Consider the following 22,301-nt stretch of genomic DNA (forward strand, 5'->3'; position numbering starts at 1 on the left):
GGTATGTTTATTTTTAGGGTTCATAAATATACAATATGCTGGTAGAAGTCTGTGCCAATTCCTTAGCGTCTGCAAGATATGCCGAAAGAGCGGGAGCAGATAGGGTCGAACTTTGTTCGGAACTTGGGGTAGGAGGCGTTACCCCATCGACTGGCCTTATTCAATTGGTTAAAGGTGAGCTAAATATTCCCGTTCATGTTTTGATTCGTCCAAGAGGAGGGCATTTCACGTATTTCGACGCTGAATTTGAAGTAATGAAAGCCGATATTTTGGCATGCAAGGAATTAGGTGTTGATGGTGTTGTTGCTGGGGTTTTGAGGGATGATTTTTCTATTGATGTTAAAAGAACCAAAGCACTGGTGGAATTGTCCCAAGGAATACATTTTACATTTCACCGTGCTTTTGATTGGGTGGCAAAACCTTTGGAAGCCATAAAGCAACTTGAGGATATTGGCGTGCAGACTATTTTAACGTCCGGAGGCAAGCCCTCATCCGAAGAAGGGATATTAAACCTAAAGGTTTGGCAACAGCGTTCCAAAATAACTATAATGGCTGGGGGAGGAGTTTCGCCCGGTAATGCATCAAAATTTAAAGAAATAGGTCTCAGCGCTATTCATTGTTCGGGAACAAGCTTTGAAAACCCTTTAGATTTGGAAGGGAAAATCAGTATGAATTCCAGTAAGCATTTGGTGGAGGATAAAGTGGCGGTTTCGAATTTAGATATCCTCAATTCAATAGTTCGAGCCGTTAAATAAATTTAAAATACACTGTTTAATAGGAGATTAGCGCTAATTTTGTAAAAAAATTGTATGTCCCGATTTATCATTTTGGCAATCCTATATGTGGTACTCGCCGTGTATGGTTTTCAAGCCTTTAAAACATTGTTCAAGAGTCCTTTGTTGCACTGGACCTATATTGTATTGTTTTTAGGAGCCTTGGTTTTTTTGACCGTAAAAGTGGTTACCCACGATCCAGGTGATGGTTTTAAAGGCACGGCCGCTATAGCGGGAAGTATATTTGCCGCCTTCTTTTTGTTGGCCCTGGTATTGGGTTTCTTTCTACTTTTGGAAGATATTGTACGTTTATTGGGTTTTGGCTACAATAAAATGGTAGGCCTATCCAGTTCTGCCGACGGGTTTTATCCTTCCCGTAGAAAATTTGTGAGCGGCATTGCCTTGGGCTTGGCGGCCTTGCCTTTTGGGGCTCTGTTGTACGGTATGTACCGCGGTAAATATAATTATCAGGTATTAAAATACGAGTTGGAGTTTGAAGACCTTCCCGACGCTTTTCATAATTATCAGATCACGCAGATTTCGGATGTGCACAGCGGTAGTTTTGATGATTATAAAAAGGTGGAATACGGAATTGATCTCGTGAACGAACAAAAGAGCGATGTTATCTTTTTTACGGGTGATATTGTAAACAACCGTTCAAGTGAACTGGAGCCTTGGAAAGAGGTTTTTTCCCGATTGAAAGCTAATGATGGTGTATTTTCGGTTTTGGGAAATCACGATTATGGTGATTATGCCGTTTGGGATACCGAAGAAGAAAAAGAACGTAACCTCGAAGATCTAAAGACGATGCAAAGGGAAATGGGATTTGATCTATTGCTGAATTCCAATCGCTTTTTAGAAAAGCAAGGAGATAAAATTGCACTTGTCGGGGTGGAAAACTGGGGACGTGGCGGATTTAAAAAAGCCGGCGATCTGCAAAAGGCCAAGGCAGGTGTTGCCAAGGAAGATTTTAAAATACTTTTGAGCCATGACCCGTCCCATTGGGAAGATGTGGTACTACAGGACGATTATCATTTTCACTTGACCCTCAGTGGACATACCCACGGCATGCAGTTTGGGGTGGAAATACCAGGTTGGATAAAATGGAGCCCAGTAAAATGGAGGTATAAATATTGGGCGGGTATATACAAAGAATTGGACCAGTTTATCAATGTGAACAGAGGGTTTGGTTTTATTGGTTATCCCGGCCGTTTTGGTATCTGGCCGGAGATATCCGTTATCACCTTAAAGAAAAAGGGGTTGGCCTAATTTTATTCGCCATGGTGCCAAAGAAATGTTTAACTGTTAAACATTAACATTTTTTCTTACTTTTGACTGTAAACCTTAGAATACATGTCCAAATTCGGAGAACTTATAGATTTACAAGTACCTGTATTATTAGATTTTTATGCAGAATGGAACGAGCAGTCCACTTCTATGCATCCTGTTTTGAGCGATGTGGCCGCTGCCCTAGGGGATAAAGGCAAAGTAATAAAGATTGACGTGGATAAAAATAAAGAGCTCTCACAGGCACTGCGTATTAAAGGGTTGCCAACGTTAATGATCTACAAAAAAGGTGAAATGGTCTGGCGCCAAAGTGGTGAGCAGGACGCCAATACCCTCATTGGTATTTTAAACGAATATATTTAAATAAAAAAGCGAGGTTTTTACCTCGCTTTTTTATGCTGTTACCTTATTCTATCGTGGAGTCAGGCACCCTTTCTATGGTGTCCAACGGAATGGAATCTTCCATATCGGGGTCCAAGGTTATTGGTTCGTCCAAAACATCTTCTTCCTCATCAACAAATTGGGAGAACATATCGATGTACTCATTAAAGATAATGGTTTCCGACTCGGCCAGTTCTTTATCTCCGTTTTCTATTAAGATGTCAATATTTCTGCGGTAGGCCTGCATATCGGTAAGGATGTCGTCAATTTTATCATATTGTTCGTCCAGAGGAATATTGGCATAATATTCCAAATGTTCCTGATATATTTTTTTGAGTTTTCCGAACAGCTCCCGGGCTTTTTCCGTTTCGCCAACTTTATAATATCCGTCCACAAAAGGTTCAACAAAGGCGTAAAAATAGAAGTGTTCCACCGGAATATTTTCCATGGCAATATTGATCACATCCTTGGCTTTATCAATTTTGTTTTCTGCAATAAGGGTTTCCATTAAACGGGCCAAATTACTACGGAAAGATAATCCTTGTGAACGAGTCTGTGGGTCGTGGTAAATATCGTCGCTACCAGAATTGCCCCAATCCCAATCCTTTACGATGTCGTACATCAACTCGGAGTCGATACGTCCCATTTCAAAGGAATTACGGTTCGGGGTTTTTATGGGCACCAGTTTGTACACCAGACCATCCAATTGCAAGTAATCCTTCATCCAAATATATTCGGCGCTGTCAAAACTGCCTCCCGAGAAGTAGATGGGTCGTTTCCAATCGTTGTTGGCAATTAAGTCCAACATCAAAATTCTGTTTTTAGGAAGTGCACCAGTTGGAAGATCAATGTCGATGTAATCCACGATCAAGGCGGAATCCTTTTCTTTTACCAGACCACTTTCGAGAACGTTTTGTTTGTTGACCGGTATCCTGATTTTATTGGTAGGGTAGTATACAATATCCAAAGTGCTTTCCGAATACTGGCTCAAATCGGCCCCTTGATTGGTTAAAATATGTCGGAACTTGGTCTGGGGCTTATCGCTACCGATCCAATTCATAAAATCCTTGATATTCCAACGATTTTCGGTTATGCCTTGATAATACACCGCATCCCTTGTGCCATAACTGTACTTGTCGTGGGTTAATTGAGATGGTATAGGGTCGCTTTCATAGGCCTTTCGTTTCATTTGGTCAATATACCAATCGGTGGCAAAAAGACTGGTGTTTACAATGCGGACGTCGGTCCTGTAATTTTCGATTTCCTGAGCATACCAAAGCGGAAAGGTGTCGTTATCGCCAATAGTGAACAATATGGCCCCCGCATCTTCTTGACAGGAATCGAGGTAAGCTTTTGCTGTTGATGGCGCAGTATATCGGTTAGACCTATCGTGATCGTCCCAATTTTGGTAGCCCATTAACAAAGGCACGGCCAAAAGACACAATGTGGTAATGGCAGGTGCAGCGATTTTGGAGGAAATCAGCTTTTTAAATTCATCGAAGAGGCCGTATACGCCAATACCGATCCATATACAGAAAACATAGAACGATCCAACGAGCGAATAATCGCGTTCTCGGGGTTGGAAAATGTATGGGTTGGTATAGAATTGAATGGCCAGTCCTGTGAACAAAAAGAAAATAAACAGCGCCCAAAATTGCTTTGGGTTTTTGGAAATTTGGAATACAATGCCCAAAATACCCAGCAGTAGTGGCAGAAAGAAATAGGTGTTGCGGCCTTTGTTGTTTTTCCAATCGCTGGGCAGGTTTTCTTGGCTTCCCAACCTAATATTGTCTATAAAATTGATGCCGCTCAGCCAGTTGCCATTTTCATCGTATCTACCTTGAATGTCGTTTTGCTTGCCAACAAAGTTCCACATAAAGTAGCGCATGTACATGTAGCTGAACTGGAAATCAAAAAGATATTTTAAGTTTTGGCCCAGGGTCGGGGGCTCAACTTCGATGTATTCCCCAAATTCCCTTAAAAACCGAATGTACTGTTCTGTATCCAATTCTCCTTGGGAGTATGCGGTCTTAAATTGGTTCACCGCTTCCCTAAGATCGTTGTTGGAAATGTATTCGGATTTTATGCGGAAATCCAGTGCGCCAAAATATCGCATATAGTTTTCGGCATGCTGGTCGCTCCACATTCGGGGCAAAATACCTACATGTTTCTCATTGGGTCCGGGAATAGCGCCTTTGTAATGGTTAACAATTACATATTTGCCCAACTTGAGGTCTTTTTCATATTTGGGGCTATCGTCCCGATCTTCTCCAGATGGGGCAAAAGTATCGGAATAGTACGCTCCATATACGGGACTGTCCACACCGGGATATTGTTCCCTGTTATAATAGGCCAAAAGGGCACGCGCGTCCGAAGGGTTGTTTTCGTTTACTACGGTTTTTGCATTTGCTCTAATAGGAAGCATCAACCAAGAAGAAAAGCCGAGGATTAGGAACATCAGGCAGAGGACAACAATATTGGCATTGTAGTAATTATGTTTTCGGGTATATTTCAAACCAAAATAGAAGGCGGCAACAAACAATAGTCCCATGATTATGGATCCGGAGTTGAACGGAAGCCCAATTTCGTTGATAAAGAAAACCTCGCTCCAGCCAAATAGTTTTAAAACATAGGTGAGCGAGAATTTATAGACCAATATAAGTATGGCCACTACGATGATATTGGCCAATAAAAAATTCTTTACTGTTGTGGTCTTGTATTTTTTGAAATAGTACAAGAGCCCAATGGAGGGAATGGCCAAGAATCCCATAAACTGTATCCCGAAGGTTAGGCCGATCACAAAGCAGATGAGCATTAACCAACGATGTCCTCGTGGATCGTCCAAATTATCTGTCCATTTTAGGCCCAACCAAAGCAAAAGTGCCATTATTAAACTGGCCATGGAGTATACTTCGGTCTCCACTGCATTGAACCAAAAACTGTCCGAGAAAGTAAAAGCAAGTGCCCCTACAAGTCCACTTCCCAAAATAGCGATAGCTTTGCTATTGTTTATTGTCTCTTCTTTGGAAATGAGTTTTCCGACCAAATTGGTAATGGTCCAAAATGTGAACAATACGGCAAATGCACTGGATACTATGGAAACTGCATTGACCATGAGCGCTATCTTGGTAACGTCTCCAAAGGCGAACATGGCAAAAAAAGCACCTATCATTTGGAGCAGCGGAGCTCCAGGCGGGTGTCCTACCTGCAACTTTGCGGAAGTGGAAATATACTCCCCTGCGTCCCAAAAACTTCCAGTGGGTTCAACGGTAAGGGCATAAACTATAAACGCGATGGCGAAAGAAACCCATCCGAGGATGGTGTCCCATTTTTTAAAGTCTTTTGCAAACATAGAGTTGGTTGTTAACCGAATTGTGGCGAATTTAGTAAAACTATAATAGAAGATTAGCCATTTTTGGAAAACCTTTAACACCCATGCATTGGAAAATTAGCAGGGATTCTTTTAAAAATATTTGTTGAAACCAAAGTTTGTTTTAAATTTGCACGCTCAAAAGCTGAATCAAGTTTAGCTTTTTGGTACTGGCCTATGGTGTAATTGGTAACACAGCTGATTTTGGTTCAGTCGTTCAAGGTTCGAGTCCTTGTAGGCCAACGGAAAGCCCCGCAGATGTAAATTTGCGGGGCTTTTGTTTTGTTAGGTGCTTAGGAACTGAATTTTTTCCATGTTAAAATATAGTGCTAGAGACTGGAGGAACACTTTGGTGTGTTTTACACAGGACAAACAAAAACATGCAACTTTTCTATTTATAATCTAATACGTATAAAATTCGGTAATTAGGATTTGGTTAAATCTACCTCCTGCTTTAATGTCGCGAGGGTTCCGTAAAGGTCTCAGTTGTCAATCCTCGCCATAGTGAGTCTTTAAAAATTTGGGTCGTGACCTGATACTTGCGAAATACGTATCAAACGGAGTTTATAAAGGGGAATCAAAAAATGTTTTAAGGAGCTCATTTCTTTTGTTTATCTGACATATGGTTGTTTTACTTTTTCCATTCCTCAAATTCTTTACGTAAATCATTTGATGTCAACGGGTACAAACCAATTATGGGTGTTCCTTGGTTTACTTTTTCAAGTACAAATTTTTCAAATAGCTCCATTTTCCGGCATTCGCTTACAACGTCATCGACCAAGTGTTGTGGAATAACCATAACACCATCGTTGTCCCCTACAATATAATCGCCGGGGAAAACCGCTACATCTCCGCACCCGATAGGTTCGTTGATGGCAATTGCTTGGTGCAAGGTTAGGTTGGTTGGAGCACTCGGCCTTTGGTGGTAGGCCGGCATAGGTAGATTAGAAATTTCTTCGGAATCCCGGAACCCCCCATCCGTTACAACCCCCGCGGCACCTTTTTTCATAAGCCGGGTGGCCAATATGGCTCCAGCGGATGCAGCTCTGGGGTCTTTTCTACTATCGATTACCAATACATGGTTCTCTGGGCATTCTTCAACCGCTACGCGTTGTAAATGTTTTTGGTCTTTAAATACTTCAATGGGGTTTAGATCTTCTCTCGCAGGTATATATCTTAATGTATATGCTCTTCCCGCCATGTTCGATTTCAATTTTTTTAAAGGAGTTACATTTTGTATGTATTGATTGCGCAATCCCTTTTTAAAAAGACAGGTGGCAATACTGGCCGTACTAATCTTCTTTAATTGCTGTATAATCAATTCTGATTGTGTTTTCATAATTTCAAATATTTAGGTGCTAGGTAATACAGTTTCCATATTTTATTGCCAAAATTTTTGCGTACCTCGTAAATATACATATATTTGGTAAACCAAATTGGTAAACCAATTATATCATGCACCTAAACAAACTATCCATTTTATTATTATCCGCAATCGTTGTAGTAGGTTGTGGGCCAAAATCGACAAATAAGCAAAACTTGGTCAAGACCGTTGATGAATTCAACAACGTTGTTTCCAATCTTGAGCCTGGAGATGTAGTGACCCTGGCGAATGGCGTGTGGCAAGATACCGAGCTATTGTTCGAAGGAGTCGGCACTGCTGCAAAACCTATTAAACTGACGGTTGAAGAAAAAGGTAAGGTAACCTTGGAAGGACAGTCCAATCTGCGAATGGCCGGCGAACATTTAATTGTGGAAGGTCTTGTTTTTAAAAATGGGTTTACCCCCACCACTGAGGTTATTTCATTCAAAAAAGATAAAAATACCTTGGCCAACAATAGTAGGTTAACTGAGTGTGTAATAGATAATTTTAATAATCCAGAACGGCACGAGCCCGACACTTGGGTGGCCATTTATGGTAAAAATAACCGAGTGGACCATAATCATTTGGTAGGTAAAGGCAATCGTGGAGTAACCATGATCGTACGTTTAAATTCCGAGGCCAGTCAAGAGAACCATAACCAAATAGACCATAATTATTTTGGTCCCAGACAAAACCTTGGTTCCAATGGTGGGGAGACCTTGAGAATTGGAACAAGTCATTATTCAAGAACAAATTCCAATACCGTAGTGGAATCCAACTACTTTGATCGGTGCAATGGCGAGCATGAGATTATTTCCAATAAGTCGGGGATGAATACTTATAAAAGCAATGTATTCTTCGAATGTACTGGAACTTTGACCATGAGGCATGGGGAGAATACCCTTGTGGATGGCAATATCTTTATTGGAAACAACAAGCCCAGCACAGGCGGTATACGAGTGATCAACGGTAAGCAGACCGTTATCAATAATTATGGGGTAGGTTTAACGGGATATCGTTTTCGTGGCGCTTTTGTGATCATGAACGGTATTTATAACTCTCCTATCAACAGATACGATCAAGCTAAAGATGCCATTGTTCGCAACAACACCTTTATCAATAGTGATCATATCCAACTTTGTGCCGGTGCAGATGCAGAACGAAATGCACCCCCTGTGGATTCTTTTATGGATAACAATATTTTTTACAATGAAAACCGTGACAATCTTTTTACGGTTTACGATGATATTAGCGGAATTACCTTCAACAACAATCTTGTGAGCAAAAATGTAATTCTGATCAACGAGGATGGATTTTTTAAACAAGACCTGGACTTGACCAAGAACCAATCTGGGTTGTTGGTGCCGGTGAACGCGCCAGAAGGAGTAGGTGCCGATATTCCGGAAAAGATATTGTCCAAAAATGAAACTGGTGTTTCTTGGTATCCCAAAGATGATACCGATGTAGCCTTATCTTCGGGTAGTACTGTTGAGGTGCCTGCCGCCCTTAACGCTCTTTTTGATGCCGTCAAAGGGGCCAATGCAGGTGATATTTTGGTTTTGGAAGGTGGAGCGTCCTATCCGAACACCAAAACCATAGAAGTGGACAAGCCCATAAGCATTACCTCCAAAGGGTCGGAGAAGGCCAAGGTGTTCTTTGAGAAAAAGTCATTGTTTCAAATAAACAATGGAGGTAGTCTAGCATTGTCCAATTTAGTGTTCGATGGGGAAGATGCTCCTGACAGAACAGGCAATTCTGTTATTACAACGAGCAAATATTCCATGAACAAAAATTACAAACTTTTCATAGACGATTGCGATTTTGTAAACCTGGACGTTAACCATTCTTACGATGCCATCCGTGTGTACAAAAATACGTTCGCCGATACCATAAGTATCAAAAATTCCAGGTTCAAGACCATTACCGGCAATGTGATCGCCCTGGATAAGGAGACTGATGATATCGGAATATATAATGCGGAATACGTTATCCTTAAAAACAATAGCTTCTCTGATATTGGTGGAGCGGCATTGAGATTACATAGGGGAGGAAAGGATGAGAGTACCTTTGGGCCGTTCTTGGAAATGGAACATAACGTTTTGGACAACGTAGGATTCGATGATCGTAATAAATACGATGCTGCTGTGTCGCTCTACGGAGTTCAGGTCATAGATGTCCAGAACAATATCTTTGATAAGACCAAGGGTGTCAATATGCACTTGGTGGTCGGTGAGCCTATTGTAAATGTACTCAACAATAACTTTTACCAATCCGATAAGCTTACGGTTACCGGTGATCAAAAATACCGTGCAGAGAATCTGTGGGAAATGGCCCCGGTGTTTGTAAAAGACGGATATGAATTGCAACCAGGTTCCCCATTAAAAGGAAAAGGAACCGATGGAAAGGATGTTGGATTATTGTTCGGTCAGTAAGATGAAGCTCGTAAAACACTTAACGATATTCTTGGTTGTTGCAACGTATTCTTTTGGTTTGATGGCCCAGGACCACCCAAAACTCATTTTGACCCAAGAAGGTGTAAAAGAAATAAGGGCCAAAATGGGCAATCTGCCCATTTTGGATAAGACACTTGCCACCATAAAAGAGGAAGTTGACACAGCAATAGAACAAGGTATTGATGTGCCCGTGCCCAAAGATTATTCTGGCGGTTATACCCACGAAACCCATAAGCGCAATTATAGACTCATGCAAAAGGCGGGTATTTTGTATCAACTTTTGGATGACTATACATATGCCTTATACGTGCACGAAATGCTCAAGGCCTATGCAGACCTCTATCCCAACTTGCCCATACACCCTAAAGAGCGCTCATATGCCAGGGGCAAATTGTTCTGGCAATGTTTGAACGATTCCAATTGGTTGGTATATGCAAGCCAAGCATACGATTGTATTTATGATTATTTGAGTAAGAAAGAACGTAAGCATCTGGAAAAGAATTTGTTCAGACCCTTTGCGGATTTTATATCGATAAAAAACCCTCAATTTTTTAATAGGATCCATAATCATAGCACCTGGGGCAATGTAGCGGTTGGAATGATCGCCTTGGTCATGGAGGACGATGCATTGTTGGAACGGGCTTTATATGGAATTAAAGATGTTGAGCTAAATACAGGAACCAAGGACAACGACGGTGGATTCATTATTGAAGAGGGGAAAGAAGCGGGGTTTTATGCCAATTTGGACGAACCTTTTTCTCCAGATGGCTATTATACCGAAGGACCTTACTATCAAAGGTATGCCATGTATCCATTCCTGATTTTTGCCCAAGCTTTGCAAAATGTAAAACCAGAATTAAAAATTTTTGAGTACAACAACAATGTACTGGTTAAAAGTGTATATGCGTTGTTGGATCTATCGGACATGGACGGGGATTTTTTTCCAATTAACGATGGACAAAAAGGAATGTCCTACTACAACACCTCATTGGTCAATGCGGTGGATGTAGCCTATTATTATGGAAATAAAGACCCGAAACTATTGGATATAGCGCAAAAACAGGGAACAGTTGTTCTCAACGATGCTGGATTGTCCGTGGCAAAGGGACTCAAGAATAATCAACAATTGCCCTATGTTAAAAAAAGTATTGATTTGCGTGATGGTCCAAATGGTGAAGAAGGCGGAATCTCAGTGTTGAGAAAAGATAAGTTGGAACTTGTTTTTAAATACACCGCACAGGGATTGAGTCATGGGCATTATGATAAATTGTCCTATTCTTTTTATGAGAATGGAGACGAAGTTGTACAAGACTATGGACTTGCCCGTTTTGTGAACATAGAGCAAAAAGGTGGAGGCAATTATTTAAAGGAAAATAAAACTTGGGCCAAACAGACTGTGGCCCATAATACACTGGTACAGGATCAAACCTCCCATTTTGGCGCAAAATATGAGGTTGGAAGCAAAAATCACTCAGAACATTATTTGTTCAATATAGAAGACCCTAAAATTCAGGTGGTAAGTGGTATCGAGAAAAACGCGTATCCCGGCACCAAAATGCATCGTACCATGGCCATAATACAAGATGAGGGTTGGCAAAAACCTATTGTATTGGATGTGTTACAGGTGGAATCGGATATGCCCCATCAGTATGACATGCCTTTTTATTACTTGGGCCAGTTAATGACCTTGAACGTTCCATATAAGGCCGAGGATACGTTGCGACCTTTGGGAGGGGATTTCGGTTATCAACATATCTATAAGGAAGGCAGCGCCCAGTTGACCGACGATAATCTTAAGTTTTCTTGGATGGCCAACAACAAATTTTACACCTTGACATCTCTTGCCACGGCAAAGGATAGTTTGATTATGGGTAGGGTAGGGGCTGGCGATCCAGAATTCAATTTACGGAGGGACCCTGTTCTAATCCATAGAAAGAACGATCGATCAAATACCATGTATGCATCCGTATTGGAGTCGCACGGAACCTATAGTCCGGTCACGGAATTGGCGGTAAATGCCACGTCAAATATTAAAAAGTTGTATAAACTATATGAACAGGATGGCTATTGGGCCGTTGGCATTGAAACTGTGGATGGACGTACTACTGTCTTTGTGTTTTCAACATTGAACAATACATCAGATAAATATCATAGTATCAATATAGAAGGTCGAGAATTAAAATGGAAAGGACCTTTTACTCTAATCAATTTAAATTAAAACAAGAAGTAAGATGAAATCATTTGGATCAAGTAAGGAATTCATTTTTGGGGATGAAATGGAATGGGAAACCGTAGGTGAGGGGGTGAAAAGAAAAATAATGGCTTACGATGACAAAATTATGCTCGTAAATGTACAGTTTGACGAGGGGGGTGTCGGGCCCATGCACGACCATTATCATTCACAGACTACTTATGTGGTAAGTGGTGAATTTGAACTTACTATAGGCAAAGAGACTAAATTAATGAAGGCTGGAGATGCCTTTTATATTCCGCCCCATGTGAGTCACGGAGCTATTTGTAAAAAAGCAGGTGTTCTTATTGATGTATTTAGTCCAATCAGGGAAGACTTTATGGAGAAATAGTCAAAAATTGGCAGCATAAAATAAGGTAAAGACATTTTTGAACCCCTTAAAATAGGATATCAACAAAAACTTTAACACTTTTTTCCTACAATAACTTTCATTTAACATTTTTATCACATATATTTGGTAAACCAATTTGGTAAACCAATTTGGTAAACCAATTCAAAACAACAAAGACGATATGATTTGAATAACAAAAAAAAGGATAGGTGCACGCCTATCCTTTTGGAATATCACTTCTTAGGAGGGAAGTAATATGTAACAAATACACTTTTAGTGTACATGTAGAATTCAAAATTACTAAAATTCGATTGATTTTGACTTTTCATTTGCCTAAAGGTGGGATTGGACAACTATCATAGCCGCACACTATGAATGAATTTTTTTAAACTAATAATTCTAACTAGCTAAACAAATGAAATTTAAGTTAAAACTATTGCTTGCAATAGTATGTTTATTCAACCTGCAGTTGTTTGCACAAGACGCTTACACGGTTTCCGGTACAGTGTTCGATGCCAACGACGTTCCGATCGCGGGTGCCAATGTATTGGTGGTAGGTACTACCAATGGAACTCAAACAGATTTTGACGGGAATTATACCATAGAGGTGTCCCCTGGTGACGTCCTTAGATTTTCCTATATAGGTTTTGCGACTCAAAATATTACCATTAATCAGAGCCAAACCCTAAATGTAGTACTGCAAGAGGATATGGCACTTTTGGATGAAGTAGTGATCGTGGGATACGGTACACGTAAAAAATCCCATTTAACGGGTGCAGTGGCCAAAGTAGGAGGGGATGACGTCGCAGCAATCCAGGCAACGCGGGTAGACGATGCCTTGGCGGGAAAATTGCCCGGGGTACTGATCCAGAATCAAAATGGATCCCCTGGAGCTGACCCAAAAATTCAGATTAGGGCGGCATCGTCCATATCCGGTGATTCCAACCCATTGATCGTTGTTGACGGTTATCCAATTTCTGGAAGCCTTGCTACGGTGAACCCAAACGATATTGAGAGTTTGGAGGTACTAAAAGATGCCGCATCTGCTGCCATATATGGATCTAGGGGGGCAAATGGGGTTATTTTGGTTACCACCAAAAAAGGTAGGTCCGGCAAAGCTAGCTTTAGCTACAATGCCTACACCAGTTTTTCCAGTAAATACCGTGATAACATAATGAAATCCGGACCCGAATGGGCTGCATACTCCAGAGAACAGATTGCAGCAGGGAATTGGGACCTTTCTCAAATAGACCCGGACTTTGTGGAGTTTAGGCTCAATGCCTACGAAAATTCGCCCGGAGCCATAAGCCCAGAGGATTGGCTTTTCCAGAGTGGCAGTATAATGAGTCACGATTTTAGCATGAGCGGTGGAACAGATGATGTAAACTACTTTGCTTCAATTGGTTATCAGAATACCGAGGGTATTATTATTACAGAAGGCTTCGAAAGATTGAATGCTAGGGTAAATGTGGATGCCAAGTTGGGCGAAAAGTTCAAAACAGGTATAAACTTTAACGGGTTTACTTCGCACAGAGATATCTTGGGCCATGACATGCGGGATTTATTAAGATCTTATGGGGTGCACCCCGTATATCACACCGAAGAATCCATTGCGTTTGTTCAGGCCTTGGATGCAGAAGCACAGGCTTTGGGGCTGTCCCCATTTGATGATGGTTTTAGAGGTTCTACCTATGAAGCCAGTAGCATTTATGATTTGGTTCCTGGCATGGCGGCGCAAGATTGGCATTATGGAAGGGCCAATAATGGTATCGGAGGTTCGGGCGATGCTGGCCCAGCAGCAAAATTGGACAATACGGAACGATGGGAAAAAACCTTCTTTGGTAATGTAAGTTCGTATTTGCAATACAATATATTGGATGGGCTCAACATAAAAACGGTTTTGGGGGGTGATCTGCGTGATACCCAGTTCTATGAGCATAGATTGTTGGGGTACGATTCTAGGGCAAGAACAAGTCAAACCTACATGGACCAGACCGATCTAAAAGTAACCACGGTATTGAGCGAAACTACCCTTAACTATTCTAAAGTAATCGGGAAACATGATATATCGGCAGTGGCCGGTATCGAATTTCAAACGACAAGATTGGTAGGTACGGCCTTGGATGGTGCCAATGTCCCCGATACGGACATACAAAATTATAACCTCTTTGAGCCAGCGGATATTACCGTTACCGAGCGCGATGAGAAGAGAGTACGGGAAAGTATATTTGGTAGGGTACAATATGCCTACGACAATAAGTATTTGTTTTCTGCGTCCTTAAGAAGGGATGGGGATTCGCGTTTCGGTGCGAACAACCGTTACGAAACCTTTCCGGCTCTTTCATTGGGTTGGAACGTCCACAACGAGGCATTTTTGGCGGATAACGAAACACTTAGTCAGTTAAAATTGAGGTTCAGTACAGGTTCATTGGGAACAACTTCATTTTTGGGCTCTTACGACTCTCTGAGCCTATTGGACCCCAGTGCGACCATATTCGGAACAGGATATTTAATTCCATCCAACATCGCAAACCCAGATTTAACCTGGCAGACCAATACAGAGACCAACTATGGTGTGGACCTAGGCTTTTTCAGCAATCGCTTAAGATTGGGCGTAGATTACTATACATCCGATATTGAGGATATTTTAATCAATCAAAGTGTTTCAGAAGTATATGGAACAACCTCCATCGTACTTAATTCTGGTGATGTTCGAAGTTCTGGTATGGAATTCGAGTTGAATGCCAATGTTATCAATAAAGATAATTTTTCTTGGAGTTTCAACGCTAACCTATCCACAGTTGAAACAGAGATCAAGGAATTGGGCGGACTCGAAGAATTGCCACAGGCCATCTATGGTGTAAGTGGTAGAGGCCCTGTCTTTAGAAACTATGTTGGTGGCGAAATAGGAGAAATGTGGGGGCTGGAAACCACTGGGGAGGTAGAAATGATCTATCTGGAAGACGGGACACGGCACCCAAATAACACCACGGGAGAATCCTATGTGGTAGATCAAAATGGCGATGGTGTGATCGATGCCACAAGAAGTGTTGAAGATGGTGGGGATTTGGTCAAAATTGGTCAAAATACGCCAGATTTTTACTGGGGTATGGCTCACAATTTTCGATATAAGAATTTTGATATGTCCATGCAGTTTCAAGGATCACATGGAGCAGAGGTGTACAATATAGATCCTCTTTATTACGAATCGCAGTGGAGTGGCAGATTGGTGGATAGTTTTGATGCCAACAGTGATGGTATAGCCGACCACAATGGAGAATACTATATAGGAAACAGATACCAGACCGATGCCATGATACAGGATGCCTCATACATTGCATTGAGAAACCTGACAATTGGGTATACACTGGATCAAGATTTGATCAGTTCAATAGGTTTAAATTCTGTTAGACTTTATGCAGCGGCCACTAATTTATTGTACTTATGGGCAGATGACTATACCTCGTACAATCCAGAAGGTGTGCAGACATCGGGAAGCGATTATTTAGGGCCTACTACGTATGGATCCCAATTTGGTGCAGCTCCGGTTGTGAGAAGTTTTACACTAGGTTTAAATGTTAATTTCTAAAAAAAGAACTATGAAATCTATATATAAATTATTGGGGCTGTTGTTACTGATAACAGCATGTGATAGTGATTTAGATCAATTTCCGCCCAATATTGCAAGCTCAAACTCATTGACCAATTATGATGGGGTTTTAAATGCAGCTTATTACTATCAATTGGGATCTGTGACCCCAATGGCGGTTATGGGAGAATTTAGATCGGACAATGCATTTATGTTCGAACCTCCCTACACGGAATTTGATGAATACGATAACGGACTTACGGCCATGGAAGATCAATTTTTTGGACCGTTCTATACCGCAATGTACAAGTCGATACTGAGTGCAAACAATGTAATAGAAAACTCTACCGATGCTACATTGGTAGGTGAGGCAAAGTTCCTTAGGGCCCTGTCTTACTTTAAGTTGGTACAGGTATTTGGAGATGTTACCGTAAATCTTGAGGCAGATCCAAGTATAACGGACTCATCCATTTTGGTAAGACAACCGGCAGATGAAGTTTACAATAACGTAATTATACCCGATTTGCAAGATGCAATTGCAGCTCTAGATTCAGAAATAACGAACGGGAGAGCTTCCAAATATGCAGCACAAGGCCTTTTGGGAAAAGTTTATGTTACCAGAGGTGACTTTGCCAGTGCCGAAACACATTTGGCCGCCGTAGTAAACGGAGCTGCATCGGCAGGAATAAGTCTAAAGGAAAACTTCAACGAAATTTTTGGTGCCGCCAATGAGGTCGAAAACCCGGAAATTATATACTCCACCCAAATATCAAGTTCAATAACCGACGAATATAACTTTGGTTCTGATTTTTGGAATTGGTTTGTTGGGGACGACTCAAAGTCCGATTTACCTGTAGACCAAGATTTGGTAGCTGCTTTCGATGAGAGCGATGCCAATGGTGGGGGCACCGATCTACGCAGGGCGGTAACCCTTAGCGAGGATGGATTGACCGCGGTCAAATTCCCAAAAGACGGAGGTCTAGGGGCAGAACATGATTGGATAGAGCTTAGATATGCCGATATTATTCTGATGTATGCCGAAACACTGAATGAAAATGGTAGTTCGGCCGAAGATGTACTTGATTTGCTAGACCCCATAAGGACAAGAGCAGGGTTAAATCCATTAGATCATACTGTGTTGAATACCCAAGCTCTGGTTAGGCAGGCAATTTTAGATGAAAGAAGATTGGAGTTGGCATTTGAGGGACAACGTTGGTTCGATTTGGTAAGAACAGGAACTGTCGATGCGGAAATGGGACAAACTATAAATAGTAACTATCATGTTTTTCCGATCCCGGTATCGGAAATCCTGGCAACAGACGGTGTAATAACGCAAAATCCGGGGTATTGATACATTGGGGCAAGTCAAAACATATTGGCATGGTCCACATGGTAAAGTACATATATTGAGTTAGTTGGTTTAGTTATTTTTAGAAAGTTTACTGGCCATGGGATTGGCCAGTGGACTTTTGTTCTAAACATTAATTTTCACATTGTTGAGATGCATGAAAAAGCTATGCTGATTGGACTTTTTTTCATAAATTTAACAAACCAATCTGGTTAACCAATTTTTAAATCGAAGGCATGAAGTTAGAAGTGCTCACCAAAGGTGAAAATACAGATGTGCAACAAGCAATAATTGCAGGTTTAAGGGACTATATCGAGTATAAAAACTTGGAACCAGGAGATAAGCTCCCTTCGGAGAGAATGCTTTCGGAGAAATTTGGTGTAAGCCGCAGCAATATAAGGGAAGCTATCCAAAGACTTGAATTTTATGGCATTTTAAAATCAAGACCGCAAAGTGGAACCTTTATCGCCGATATAGGTAGGGTGGCCATGAAGGGTATGATAGATGATATCCTAAAGCTGGAAGAACCAAGCTTTAAATCATTGGTGGAAACCCGAATTTTGTTGGAATTGAAGACGGTAAAATTGGCGTCGTTAAGAAGAACGGAAAAAGACTTGATCAACATGCGGGAGACCTTGGATGCCTATAAAGAGAAGGTCATGAATGGTCAGGATGCCGTCGAAGAGGATTTGCTTTTTCATTTGGCCATAGCCAAGGCCAGTAAGAACAGTACAATGAATACGTTCATGTTGATAATTACACCTGAAATCATTACCAATTTTGAGAAGTACCATGTCTGCGATAAAAATCAATCAAAGATGGCGATCAAGGAGCACGAAGATATTTTTGAAGCAATAAAAGATCAAGATCCGCAGAGGGCAAGAGAAAAAATGAAGATACATTTCAAGGTTTTATATCAATATTGTTACAATACATCAGACTGAATATAATGTAGCGTCAAGGATAAAAAGTGCACGATTTTGTCTTTGGTCGATCAATGGGAGGGAATTAAAATAGAACAAAGAACACTTTGGGTGTCAAATATGCACTTCAATTGCAAACAGGGGCATTATTATCCTGATCGCCCAGAGCTCAAAGTACACCAAATGGAAACTTCAAAAGGTTTTCAAAGATGGTTCTATGTGCCCTCGCTCCCGTAACCAATAAATACAAAAGAATGAAAATTAAAGGCTTAAGGTGGTGGGTAATTGCTTTGATCGCACTTGCAACGGTCATAAATTATATTGATAGACAGTCGATTACAGTATTGTGGCCGCAAATTGCCGAGGAGCTATATCCCGATAAATCAGGAGATGAGCGCAAGGAAATCTATTCATGGATTTCAATAATCTTTGTGTTCAGCTATGCATTCGGACAAGCCATTTTTGGTAAAATATTCGACTGGATAGGTACCCGATTGGGGTTTGCCCTGTCCATTGGGGTTTGGTCCATTGCCACTGCCCTACATGCAATTTCAAAAGGGTTTTTGAGCTTCGCTGTTTTTCGTTCAATTCTCGGTGTGGCCGAAGCAGGTAACTGGCCTGGCGCGGCCAAGGGAAACGCGGAATGGTTTCCAACAAAGGAAAGAGCATTTGCGCAAGGGCTTTTTAATTCCGGGGCCGCAGTTGGTGGAATTATCGCAATTCCGGTAATAGCATATTTGACAATCTATTTTAGTTGGCAATCCATCTTTGTTTTAGTGGGATTAACAGGATTGTTGTGGCTAATTCCATGGATGATTATTGTTAAGGCACCTCCAAAGTACCATTCTTGGATAACTGATGAGGAAAAAAAATATATCCTCGATGGGCAAAAACACCAAGAACAGGACAAAGAGGGGAACTTAGTTGAACAAGAAGCCTATAATCCGGATACCAAAGAACTTTTGTCACGAAAGCAAAGTTGGGGGGTAATTGTAGCTTCCGCTGCCATTGACCCGATTTGGTGGCTATTTGTTTTCTGGATTCCAATTTACCTTTTTGAAGTATATGGAATGGATGTAAAAGCTATCGGTATTTACGGATGGGTGCCCTATGTAGGTGCAATGTTGGGTGCATGGTTCGGGGGATTATTGGCGCAAAGTTTCCTGAAAAAAGGATGGACCGTAAACAAAACACGAAAAACGGTAATAACCATAGGATGTTTGATCATGTTGCCCTCTTTGTTGGCCATGGCCAATCCGGGAGCACCGGTAATGGCAGTTATCATTATGGCAATTATACTTTTTGGTTTCCAAACTGCCATTGGTAATGTACAAACACTGCCTAGTGATTTCTTTAGTGGTAAAACAGTAGGAACCTTGTCCGGTTTTTCTGGAATGGCGGCAAAATTGGCTGCTGTAGGATTGACCTATTTGGTGCCGATCCTAACCAAGGGAGGAAATTATACACCTGCTTTCATTATTGGAGCAGTATTGGCAATTCTTGCCTTGATAAGTGTATGGGTGCTCTGTGGAAAAATTGAACCGTTGAAGGCAAAAATTCAATAAGAAAATTTAAAAACATAATAACTATAATAACTTAGTAATGAGTAATTCTAAAGAGAAAATAGCATTGATTACCGGCGCAACCGGAGGTATTGGGTTCGCAGTGGCCAAAAGACTTGGAAAAGATGGTTTTACGGTTATTTTGAACGGTATCGAGGATGAAGCCGGAGCCAATAGGGTCAAAGAACTGGAAGCAGAGGGCATAACCGCCGAGTATTATGGGTTTGATGTGACGGATGAGGAAGCCGTAAACACCAATATCCAAAAAATCGGGGATAAATATGGAAAAATCGATGCGCTGATCAACAATGCAGGAGGTCTTGGAGGAAGGTCGAGATTCGAAGAAATGACCACAGAATTCTACAGATTCGTTATGGCTTTGAATTTGGACTCTACATTTTTCGCTTCAAGAGCCGCTATACCTTATCTTAAAAAAGGAGATAGTCCAACAATTATAAATTATACTTCAATCGCAGGTTGGAACGCAGGTGGTCCAGGAGCTGGTATTTATGGAACATCAAAGGCAGGTGTACACGCCATAACAAGAGCATTGGCAAAAGACCTTGCTGAATATGGAATTAGAGTAAACGCAGTATCACCAGGTACCATAGATACCCCTTTTCATACACAAATCAAATCCACTAAACCAGAAGTGTTCGCATCTTGGAAGAACAATATTCTTTTAGGACGATTGGGGCAGCCCGAAGACGTTGCATCGGTAGTTTCATTTTTAGTGAGTGAAGATGCCGCCTTCTTAACTGCAGAAACCATTCAAGTAGGTGGTGGTCAAGGATTGGGAATCTAAAATTCAAAAAAAACAAAACAAAGTATGCTAAAAGGTAAAGTAGCGGTAGTAACAGGAGGATCAAGAGACATTGGTCGTGCCATTTCGATTAAACTGGCCAAACAAGGAGCTAAAGTGGTGGTGAATTACCATAGTTCGGAAAAAGGAGCCAACGAAACAGTGGCCGAGATCCAATCGTTGGGACAAGAAGCAATTGCGGTAAAAGCCGATGTTTCCAAAATGAATGAAATTATTCATTTAAAAGAGAAAACTGTGGAGGCTTTTGGTGATAAAGTAGATATTTTGGTCAACAATGCAGGCGGTCTTTTCGAAAGACGATCTCTTGAAGAATTTGATGAGGATTTTTATGATTTGGTCATGGGAGTTAACTTTAAGTCGACCGTGTTCGTAACACAAGCTTTCGAGCCTTTAATGGAAGAGGGCGCCTCAATAATCAACCTTTCTTCACAAGCAGCTCGAGATGGCGGCGGCGCAGGATCAACACTATACGCATCCTCCAAAGGAGCCGTGAGTACATTTACCAAAGCAATGGCAAAAGAATTGGGACCAAAAGGCATACGAACAAATGCAATATGTCCTGGATTGATCGGAACCAAGTTCCATGATGATTTTACCAAGGATGAGGTAAGGGCCAAAGTTGCTGCGAGTACCCCCTTGCGCAGGGAAGGTAGTGCAGAGGAAGTGGCGGATTTGGTAGCTTATTTGGCATCGAACGAGTCATCTTTTGTAAATGGAAATAATATTGATATTAATGGAGGTTTGGCCTTTAGCTAAGCCTTAAACGATAAGTAATACATAAAAATGAAAAAAGTAGTAACGTTCGGGGAGATCATGCTTCGTTTGGCCCCTCCGGGATTTTTAAGGTTTTCACAAACAAACTCATTTGATGTGGTCTATGGCGGCGGAGAGTCTAACGTAGCGGTTTCCCTGGCCAATTATGGAGTTCCGGTCGATTTTGTGACGCGTTTGCCCAAGAACGACATAGGGGAGTGTGCCCTTATGGAAATGCGCAAGCGCGGTGTTGGTACGGACAAGGTCATATTTGGAGGCGATCGTCTGGGTATCTATTTTTTGGAGACCGGTGCCGTTACCCGTGGCAGTAAGGTGGTCTACGACCGAGCACATTCGGCCATGGCCGAGATCGAGCAGGGCATGGTAGATTGGAAAGCTGTCTTTGAGGGTGTGGAATGGTTCCATTGGACAGGGATCACCCCTGCGATTTCCCAAGGCGCGGCCAATGCCTGTCTGGAGGCTGTAAAGGTGGCCAGTGATATGGGAGTTACCATATCCACGGACCTTAACTACCGCGCCAAACTCTGGAAATACTGTGATGATGCCAAACGTGAGGAGATCATGTCGGAGCTCACCTCCTACTGTGACATCGTCCTTGGGAACGAGGAAGATGCGGAGAAGCATTTCGGGATCAAGCCCGAAGGGCTGGACATCACCACCCAGGGAGAGCACGTAAAGGCCGAGGCCTTCCTATCGGTCTGTGAGCAGATGATGAAACGTTTCCCACGGGCCAAGAAGGTGATCACCACACTAAGGGGCTCCCTATCGGCATCGCACAACACATGGGCAGGAGTACTTTATGATGGGAAGACCATGTACAAGTCCCCCGAATACCAGATCACCCACATAGTGGACCGTGTCGGAGGAGGGGACTCCTTTATGGGCGGATTGATCTACGGACTGCTCAAGTACCCTGAGGACGACCAGAACGCACTGGATTTTGCCGTAGCTGCATCCTGCCTAAAGCATACCATAAAGGGAGATGCCAACTTGGCAACAGTGGCCGAAGTAGAAAAATTGATGAGTGGCGATGCCTCCGGAAGGGTGGCCAGATAAAAAATCACAAAGCACAT

At 41.8% G+C, this 22,301-nt stretch carries 15 protein-coding genes and 1 tRNA gene; 14 read left to right on the forward strand and 2 right to left on the reverse strand.

Annotated elements, in window-relative coordinates; genetic code table 11:
• Positions 1–35: 35 nt before the first annotated feature.
• The 3 genes from MJO53_RS09690 (at position 36) to MJO53_RS09700 (ending at position 2,423) form a co-directional block, all read left to right on the forward strand.
• Positions 36–755, forward strand: coding sequence for a copper homeostasis protein CutC (locus MJO53_RS09690; protein ID WP_252078936.1), 720 nt, complete (start codon positions 36–38; stop codon positions 753–755).
• A gap of 54 nt (positions 756–809) precedes the next feature.
• Positions 810–2,042, forward strand: a complete 1,233-nt coding sequence (locus MJO53_RS09695) for a metallophosphoesterase (RefSeq protein ID WP_252078937.1) — start codon at positions 810–812, stop codon at positions 2,040–2,042.
• 84 nt (positions 2,043–2,126) lie between these two features.
• Positions 2,127–2,423 carry a thioredoxin family protein gene (locus MJO53_RS09700; RefSeq protein ID WP_224835494.1) on the forward strand — a complete coding sequence of 99 codons (297 nt, stop codon included), beginning with the start codon at positions 2,127–2,129 and terminating at the stop codon, positions 2,421–2,423.
• A 43-nt stretch (positions 2,424–2,466) separates the two neighbouring features.
• Here MJO53_RS09700 and MJO53_RS09705 read toward each other — a convergent pair whose 3' ends face one another.
• Positions 2,467–5,793: a DUF2723 domain-containing protein gene (locus MJO53_RS09705; RefSeq protein WP_252078938.1), complete on the reverse strand. Its 3,327-nt coding sequence runs from the start codon at positions 5,791–5,793 to the stop codon at positions 2,467–2,469.
• A 189-nt stretch (positions 5,794–5,982) separates the two neighbouring features.
• Between MJO53_RS09705 and MJO53_RS09710 the strand changes: the two genes are divergently transcribed.
• A tRNA-Gln gene (locus MJO53_RS09710) sits at positions 5,983–6,054 on the forward strand.
• Positions 6,055–6,442: 388 nt separating this feature from the next.
• Here MJO53_RS09710 and MJO53_RS09715 read toward each other — a convergent pair.
• Positions 6,443–7,150 carry a ribonuclease activity regulator RraA gene (locus MJO53_RS09715; RefSeq protein WP_252078939.1) on the reverse strand — a complete coding sequence of 236 codons (708 nt, stop codon included), beginning with the start codon at positions 7,148–7,150 and terminating at the stop codon, positions 6,443–6,445.
• Between the two features lie 116 nt (positions 7,151–7,266).
• Between MJO53_RS09715 and MJO53_RS09720 the strand changes: the two genes are divergently transcribed.
• From MJO53_RS09720 to MJO53_RS09765, 10 genes are all read left to right on the forward strand, one after another.
• On the forward strand, positions 7,267–9,606 hold the full coding sequence (locus tag MJO53_RS09720; protein ID WP_252078940.1) for a polysaccharide lyase 6 family protein: 2,340 nt from the start codon (positions 7,267–7,269) through the stop codon (positions 9,604–9,606).
• A gap of 1 nt (position 9,607) precedes the next feature.
• A complete protein-coding gene (locus MJO53_RS09725; RefSeq protein WP_252078941.1) occupies positions 9,608–11,845 on the forward strand; it encodes an alginate lyase family protein in 2,238 nt (745 codons plus the stop codon).
• A gap of 13 nt (positions 11,846–11,858) precedes the next feature.
• Entirely contained in the window at positions 11,859–12,209 is a 351-nt protein-coding gene (locus tag MJO53_RS09730) for a cupin domain-containing protein (protein ID WP_252078942.1), read from the forward strand.
• A gap of 415 nt (positions 12,210–12,624) precedes the next feature.
• Positions 12,625–15,798 carry a SusC/RagA family TonB-linked outer membrane protein gene (locus tag MJO53_RS09735; RefSeq protein WP_252078943.1) on the forward strand — a complete coding sequence of 1,058 codons (3,174 nt, stop codon included), beginning with the start codon at positions 12,625–12,627 and terminating at the stop codon, positions 15,796–15,798.
• Between the two features lie 10 nt (positions 15,799–15,808).
• Positions 15,809–17,149, forward strand: a complete 1,341-nt coding sequence (locus MJO53_RS09740) for a RagB/SusD family nutrient uptake outer membrane protein (protein ID WP_252078944.1) — start codon at positions 15,809–15,811, stop codon at positions 17,147–17,149.
• Positions 17,150–17,382: 233 nt separating this feature from the next.
• Positions 17,383–18,090, forward strand: coding sequence for a FadR/GntR family transcriptional regulator (locus MJO53_RS09745; protein WP_252078945.1), 708 nt, complete (start codon positions 17,383–17,385; stop codon positions 18,088–18,090).
• A gap of 233 nt (positions 18,091–18,323) precedes the next feature.
• A complete protein-coding gene (locus tag MJO53_RS09750) occupies positions 18,324–19,634 on the forward strand; it encodes an MFS transporter (protein WP_252078946.1) in 1,311 nt (436 codons plus the stop codon).
• A 37-nt stretch (positions 19,635–19,671) separates the two neighbouring features.
• Positions 19,672–20,436, forward strand: a complete 765-nt coding sequence (locus tag MJO53_RS09755; protein ID WP_252078947.1) for an SDR family NAD(P)-dependent oxidoreductase — start codon at positions 19,672–19,674, stop codon at positions 20,434–20,436.
• Positions 20,437–20,460: 24 nt separating this feature from the next.
• Complete coding sequence (locus MJO53_RS09760; protein WP_252078948.1) at positions 20,461–21,210, forward strand: SDR family NAD(P)-dependent oxidoreductase; 750 nt, start codon at positions 20,461–20,463, stop codon at positions 21,208–21,210.
• Between the two features lie 27 nt (positions 21,211–21,237).
• Entirely contained in the window at positions 21,238–22,284 is a 1,047-nt protein-coding gene (locus MJO53_RS09765; RefSeq protein WP_252078949.1) for a sugar kinase, read from the forward strand.
• Positions 22,285–22,301: the final 17 nt, after the last annotated feature.

It is taken from the genome of Flagellimonas marinaquae, assembly GCF_023716465.1.
Taxonomy (GTDB): Bacteria; Bacteroidota; Bacteroidia; order Flavobacteriales; family Flavobacteriaceae; genus Flagellimonas; species Flagellimonas alginolytica.